The sequence below is a fragment of the Streptomyces rubellomurinus genome, assembly GCF_000961885.1.
GTDB classification, from domain to species: domain Bacteria; phylum Actinomycetota; class Actinomycetes; order Streptomycetales; family Streptomycetaceae; genus Kitasatospora; species Kitasatospora rubellomurina.
This window is the reverse complement of the sequence record NZ_JZKH01000058.1, coordinates 43,932-50,564: the sequence shown is the minus strand read 5'-3', so window position 1 is coordinate 50,564 and position 6,633 is coordinate 43,932. Positions and strand designations below refer to the sequence as shown.

At 74.3% G+C, this 6,633-nt stretch carries 4 protein-coding genes; 1 reads left to right on the top strand and 3 read right to left on the bottom strand.

Annotated elements, in window-relative coordinates; all coding sequences use genetic code 11:
* Positions 1-547 precede the first annotated feature (547 nt).
* Positions 548-2,494: a glycoside hydrolase family 5 protein gene (locus VM95_RS25055; protein WP_045700442.1), complete on the bottom strand. Its 1,947-nt coding sequence runs from the start codon at positions 2,492-2,494 to the stop codon at positions 548-550.
* Positions 2,495-2,684: 190 nt separating this feature from the next.
* Entirely contained in the window at positions 2,685-3,443 is a 759-nt protein-coding gene (locus VM95_RS25050; RefSeq protein ID WP_045700440.1) for a maleylpyruvate isomerase family mycothiol-dependent enzyme, read from the bottom strand.
* A 269-nt stretch (positions 3,444-3,712) separates the two neighbouring features.
* Between VM95_RS25050 and VM95_RS25045 the strand changes: the two genes are divergently transcribed.
* Positions 3,713-5,254, top strand: a complete 1,542-nt coding sequence (locus tag VM95_RS25045; RefSeq protein ID WP_157882196.1) for a glycosyltransferase — start codon at positions 3,713-3,715, stop codon at positions 5,252-5,254.
* A gap of 77 nt (positions 5,255-5,331) precedes the next feature.
* Here VM95_RS25045 and VM95_RS39065 read toward each other — a convergent pair whose 3' ends face one another.
* Complete coding sequence (locus VM95_RS39065) at positions 5,332-6,153, bottom strand: trypsin-like serine protease (protein ID WP_052707556.1); 822 nt, start codon at positions 6,151-6,153, stop codon at positions 5,332-5,334.
* Between the last annotated feature and the right edge of the window lie 480 nt (positions 6,154-6,633).

Genomic DNA, 6,633 nt, shown 5'->3' with positions numbered 1-6,633 from the left:
TATCAGATGTTTTCCGCTCCGTTTTCCGGGGCTTCGTCATCCAACTCGCCGGTGTCTTCCGGGGCTTGACGCCCCGTCCGACGTTTCAAACTCTAGCCGGTCCCCGCTCCGAAAAGCGAATCCAGCAGAGTCCGACCGCAACCCGATAAAACGCGCACGCCGAATACGCACCCTGCCGTGCTGCGAAAACGCAAAACCGGCCCAGTGCGAACCGGGAAGTGGTGTTTCGAAGGATTGGCCGCCCCGGGACCGTCCGCGCCGATGCGTGTCCGGTGCTCCCTGCCGAGCGACTGGGAGACAGTACCCCCGCCCGGCGCCCGACACAAGTTGCCGGGTCAGTCAGGCCTCGGCGGCCAGTCGGCGGCCCTGTTCGAGGAACTGCGGCCCGGCGAGGACCAGCTCGGCCACCGCGTGCAGGGAGCGGCGGGTGCGTACCAACGTCTCGCTGTCCATGGAGGCATCGTCTCCCCCGGGGCGGGCCCGCGCACGGCCTCCCCCACGGAGGGGCGGTGGCCGGCCGACGAGTCGGCCGGCCACCGCCCGTCGCTCACGCCAGCGGGCGGCAGAGCAAGGCGTCCGGGACGCCGTAGTGCAGCCAGCGCCAGGTGTAGGCGACGCCGGCGACGTACTCGTCGTCCCCGCACTGGCCCTTGTAGTGGCCCGGCGCCCAGTCGCTCGCCGCCGATCCGCCGGCGGCGGGCCGGTTGTCGCCGTGGTCGAACCAGACGTCGCGGCCGGCGGTGGGCAGCCGGGTCGCCGCGGGGGCGCAGAGCAGGGCCGACATGGCGTCGCTGTGCACCGCGTACCCGACGGCGAAGGTGTTGTCGGGGCACTGGAGCTTGTTGTAGCCGGACGCCCAGTCTCCCCCGGTGACGTACCGCTCGTCGGTCACGGTCACCCAGGCGCCGGCGCCCGCCGCGGGCTCGCCGGCGTCGGTGCACAGGCCGCGGCTGTCGCCGCGGCCGAGGCCGGTGAGGCGCTGGCCGTCCGGGCAGTCGCCCTTGCGGTTGCCACCGCTCCAGTCCGGCAGGGCGAGCATCCGGCGGGAGACGTTCTGGTCGCCGTGGTCGAGGTCGAGCATGTTCCAGTGGTTGACCGGGGCGACCGGGCCGGTCAGCGAGGGGGCGTCGACGAGCTTGTTCCAGTCGGTGGCGCGCCAGTCCCCGGGGTCGTTCAGGCCGAGCCGCTTGCCGGTGGGGTCGTAGGAGAGCAGCGCCCAGGTGTCCAGCGGCCTGCCGTTGGCGTCGGCCCAGCCGACCAGGGGCCAGATGGCGAAGTCGGTGTCGTTCTTGGCCAGGAGGTCGGTGAAGGTGTGCAGCCAGGACTGTTCCTTGGCGTCGGTGGAGCCGCGGCCGCCCGCGCCGAACTCGCTGATCCACACCGGGGCGGTGAAGTGCTGGCCGGCCCGGGTGACGAACAGGGCCTCGTCGTCGACGACCTGGGCCAGCTGCTCCGGGGTGAAGTCCTCGTAGCGGGGGTCGCTCGTCGCGCCCGGCCCGCTGCCCGCGCCGGTGTTGGCCGGGCCGGTGTAGGCGTAGAAGTGGGCGGAGTAGACCAGCTTGCCGGAGTCGATCAGGGTGTGGGAGAGGGTGCGGACCGGGGTGAGCATCGGGCGGCCGTGGCTGAACACGGCGGCGGGGATGCCGTACCAGTTGATGCCCTCCATGATGACGAGCATGTCCGGGTCCGCCCCCAGGATCCGGTTTCCGGCCTCCTCGAAGGCGGCGTACTCGTCGTGGGCGTCGCCGAGGCCCCAGTTGGGGTCGTCCCAGGTATCGCGGCGGACCTCGTTGCGCAGATCGGCGCCGACCACCCGCTTGTTCGCCCGGTAGCGGTTGACCATGAACACCCAGTCGTCCTCCCACTGCTGGGTGCTCTGGCCGCTGTTCCAGCGCTCGTTGCCGTCCAGGCCGCAGCAGAAGCGGTAGCCGGTGGTGTGGTTGTTGAGGATGACCGCGAAGCCGTCCGCGCTGAGGGCTTCCACGACCGCGTCGTACACCTGCAGTGGAGTGCGGCCGCGCAGTTGGGGGTTGGCGGTGACGGCGGAGTCCGGCACGGGGGTGGTGTCGTGGATCATCGCGTCGGCGAACGGCAGCCGGATGCTGTTGAGGCCCAGTCCGTGGAAGTCGGCCAGGAGTTGGGCCATCGGCACCCGGTCCAGGCCGAGCGGGATGTTGTGCGAGACCTGTCCCGCCTGGTTGTTCGCGGGGTCGTCGGTGTCCCCGCTTCCCTGCCAGGTGCCCTGGGCGCCGGCCCAGTTGGCCGCCTTGAGCTTGAAGCGCTCGCCGTTCGCGTCGACGACGTACCGGCCCCGGGTGCTCAGCGGCCCGGTCCAGGACGGCGTCGTACGGGCGGCGGCCGGGGCCGACCGGTGTACGGCGGCGGTGTCGGCCGGTACGGCGGCACCGGGCGGCGCGGTGGTCAGGGCGAGCGCGGGCAGGCACACCGCCAGGGCGAGGGCGCGTAATCCACGTCCGTATCCAAGTCCGTTCATGGCAGTCCCAGGTGTGGTGAGGGTGTCGGGCCGCCGGTGGCGGCCGGGCGCTTGAATGCGCTCAGCCAAGATAGGGCGGGCCGCGTGCGCCCGGACACCCGCACCCCGGATTCGCCACGGTCGGGGGCAGCACGGCGGGCGGCCCCGCCGCCGAGCGGATCGTCGGCGCCGGGTCCGCCCAGCCGGGTTGTCAGAAGGCGGAGTTGGCGAACCAGTGCGCCAGCAGCTCCTCGTCCCCGGCCAGTTCGACGCCGTCGGCGGCGCGGTCGAGGCGCCCGTACAGGAGGAGCAGCAGGTCGGCGGCGGTGGCCCGGACGGTGGCGTCGGCGGTCGCGTCCGCGCCGTCCGGGACGAGGCCGAAGCTGTCGGGGTGCAGGTGCACCAACCAGTCGCCGTCGCCGTCGGTGCGGGTGAAGCGGATGGTGCGGTCGCCGCCGCGCAGTTCGGCCGTGTTGGGGGCGAAGAGGGTGGCGAAGGGCAGGTTGGCGAGGAACTCGTCCACGCCGTCGGCCGCCAGGGCCGGGTCGATGTCGGGCTCCAGGCCGAGCGCGGACTCGGCGTCGACGCGGTGGACGAGGGTCTCGAACAGCATCCGGCGCACCCAGAACCGGGCGTGCTGGTCGGCGCCCCAGGCCCACATCGGCGCGTCGAGGTCGCCGTGCGCGAACGTCGCGGCGGCCTCCTCGGCGGCCTCGGCCAGCCAGGCCGGGTACTGCTCCGGGGCCTCGGGCAGCCGCAGGTCGACGTCCCGGCTGCGCGGCGGCTCCTGGATGCGCTGCTGGAGCAGGACGGTGAACCAGCGCTGGGCGCTGCCGGTGTGGCGGACGAGGTCGGCGAGGTTCCAGTCCGGGCAGCCGGGCACCGGCAGGGTCGGGTCCGCGTGCTGCACGGCGGCGACGAAGCGGGCGGTCTCGGCGGCGACGGCGGCGCCGTGGTCGAGCGGGGTCATGGACGTGGTCTCCGGGGCGGGTCGCGGCGGTTCGGAATGGCGATGGTGATGGTGATGGTGCTGGTGATGGCTTGCGCGCTCAATGTTTCATCGCGTGAAGCAAGTGTCGGTGACGCTAGGCCTGAAAGGTTGAGCTTGTCAAGCATCTCTCCCCGCGCACCCGCCCCCCACCCGGGCCGGCCCGGTCGAATCCGGGGATCGGTGGATGGTCCCGGCCTCCGCCGTTGATCATGGAGTCGACAGGTGTGGGTACGCCGAAGGGGAACGGCATGGCGGGGGTCGTCGGCACGGATGTGGCCGGGGCGTTGGCGGGTGGCGGGGTGGCGGCGCAGGAGCGGATCCTGGCGGAACGGTCGGCGGAGGTGGCCGACGAGATGGCCAACGGGTTCACCCGTCGGCATCCCGAGTTCGCGGCGAAGTCGGGGTTCGCGCGCTGGCAGCTCGCGGCGGTGGCGGTGGCCGTCGCCGGTGTCGTGGCGGGGGTGGTGGTCGCGCCGCTGGTCGTCCTGGCGCTGCTGACCGCCGTGGCCACGGCCTACAGCCTGCTGCACGCGGTGGTCGCGCTGGCCGGGCTGCGGCGCGGGCGGCGCACGGGGACCGAGCCGGAGGCGGAGGCGGGCGCGGCGCCGGACGATCCGCCGGTACCGGACGCACAACTCCCGTTCTACACCGTGCTGGTGCCCGCCTACCGGGAGGCCGAGGTGATCGGCGGGCTGGTGCGCCACCTCGCCGGGCTGGACTACCCGCCGGACCGGTTGGAGGTGCTGGTCCTGGTGGAGCGGCACGACCCGGACACCCTGCGCGCGGTGCTGGCGGCGGACCCGCCGGATTTCCTGCGGGTCGTCCGGCTCCCGCCCGGTCCGCCGCAGACGAAACCCCGCTCGGTGAACCTCGGACTGATGCTGGCGCGCGGCGACCTACTGGTGATCTTCGACGCCGAGGACCGTCCCGACCCGGCCCAACTGCGGCGCGTCGCGGCCAGGTTCGCCGCCGGCGACGAGCAACTGGCCTGCGTCCAGGCGCGGTTGCTGTTCCACAACGCCGCCGTGAACCGACTGACCACGCAGTTCGCGATGGAGTACGCGCTGCGCTTCGGGCTCTCCCTGCCCGGGATGGTGCGGCTGCGGCTGCCGATCCCGCTCGGCGGCACCAGCAACCACTTCCGCACCGCCACCCTGCGCGCGCTCGGCGGCTGGGACGCCTGGAACGTCACCGAGGACGCCGACCTCGGGATGCGCTGCGCCGCGCTGGGCTACCGCACCGAGACCGTCGAGTCGGTCACCTGGGAGGAGGCGGTCGACGCCCTCGGCCCGTTCATCCGCCAGCGCACCCGCTGGTTCAAGGGGTTCCTGCTGACGGCGGTGGTGCACACCCGCCACCCGCTGCGGACGCTGCGCCGGTTCCGCGCCTCCGGCACGCTCGTCCTGCTGGGCGTCGTCGCGGGCGCCCCGCTGACGGCCCTGCTCCAGCCGGTGACGACCGCCCTCACCGTGCTCGCCGTCGGCGGCCGGCTGTGGTCGCCCATCGGTGCCGGACTGGTGGTGCCGGTGCTGGTGGCGCAGGCCGGGTCGATCGCGGCGCAGGTCGCCATCACCTTCGCCGCGGCCGGACGGGCCGGGCTGGCCGCGCCGTGGCGGGCGGTGTTCGCCCCGCTGTACTCGGTGCTGTGGTGGGTCGCGGCCTGGCGGGCGGTCTTCCAGCTGGCGTTCTCGCCGTTCAGCTGGGAGAAGACCCCGCACGGCGCCGCCGGGGGTGTTCGTGAACCGGACGCCGCCCCGGCGGGCGCCCGGGGGCGCGTCGGTACCGGCTGACACGCGCCGCCGGGCTCGCACCAGGGACGAACTCCACTGCCGCCTGGGCGACTTCGGGGCGGGCGGCGGACGACCGGTCAGCGCGCCGCGGCGGTCCGGATCCAGTCGCTGTAGGCGCCGGTGCCGAGGAAGGCCGCGGCCTCGCCGCCACCACGGGCGCGGTCGGTGCCGGAGGGGTGGTTCGGCGCGCCGGCGAGGCCGACGAGGGTCCCGCCGACCATCAGCGGGTTGCCGTCGTCGCCCCGGCGCAGGTGCGCGCCGTCCGGGACGGCGCACAGCAGCCACCGGTCGACGGCCCGGCCGGCACCGCCGCAGGCGCCGCGCACCGCCACGGTCACCCGGGCCGCGCGCAGCGTCGGGGAGCGGACGGCGGAGGGGCCGGCCGCGCCCCAGCCGGAGACCGTGCCCACCGTGCCGGGCGAGGGGTCGGTGCCCTGGCCGGGCAGGCCGACCGCCTTCAGGCCGGGGCCGAGGTCGAGCGGGGCGGCGAGGGTGAGGACGGCCAGGTCGGCGCGGCCGGTCGTCTGGTCGTAGTCGGGGTGCAGGGCCACCTTCGCGACGGCCCGCGCCCCGGGCCTCGACGGGGCCGGGCCCGGCTTCGTCCGGCCCTCGGCGGCGGCGGGCCGGACGGCCAGTTGGGAGTGCGCCATCACGTCGGCGCAGTGCGCGGGCACCAGCACGGTGGTCGCGCCGAGGACGCCGCCGGCGCAGATGTGCGTGCCGCGGTACTCCAGCGACACCTGGTACGGGTACCGGGCCGGATCGGCGTCCCAGCCACCCTCGATCGCCGCGGCCGGGGTCGGCGCCAGCGCGAGCGCCCACGCCGCCGTCGTCGCCAGACCGCCCCGCCCGAGGACGCCGCGCCCGGTGGCGCCCCGGCCAGCCTGCCCACCGAACATCCGATCATCCTCCTGGTCATCACCGCATCGGCACCGCTGCACCACGAGTGCCCATCACTGCCCGCTCGGCGGCACGGCCATGTCCGACCACCGCCCGCGTCCCCGCAACGGCCCCAAAAGGACGTGGACGATCCGACCGGCCGGAACCGGCCCGGCCCCCGGCCGCCCGTCAACTGCGCGCGGGGGCCGCGACGTTGGTGGCCGCGGCCGGAACGGACCCGCTCGGGCCGCGCGCCGGCGCGGGAACCTGCGAGCGAGTCGGCCGGCGAGTCGGCGAGCGAACCCGCAGTGCCATTCGGGTCATCCCGGCGCGGCGCCGGGCCGTCGGAGCCTGCCGCCGGATACCGTCCCGCTGGCTCCTTCGGACAGCAACGCCGCAGGTCAGCAGTGCCGCAGATCAGTAGTGCCAGATGTCGGCAGTGCCGTAGGTCGGCAGTGCCGCGCGTCAGCACTGTCGTAGCTCAGCAGTGCCGCAGGCCG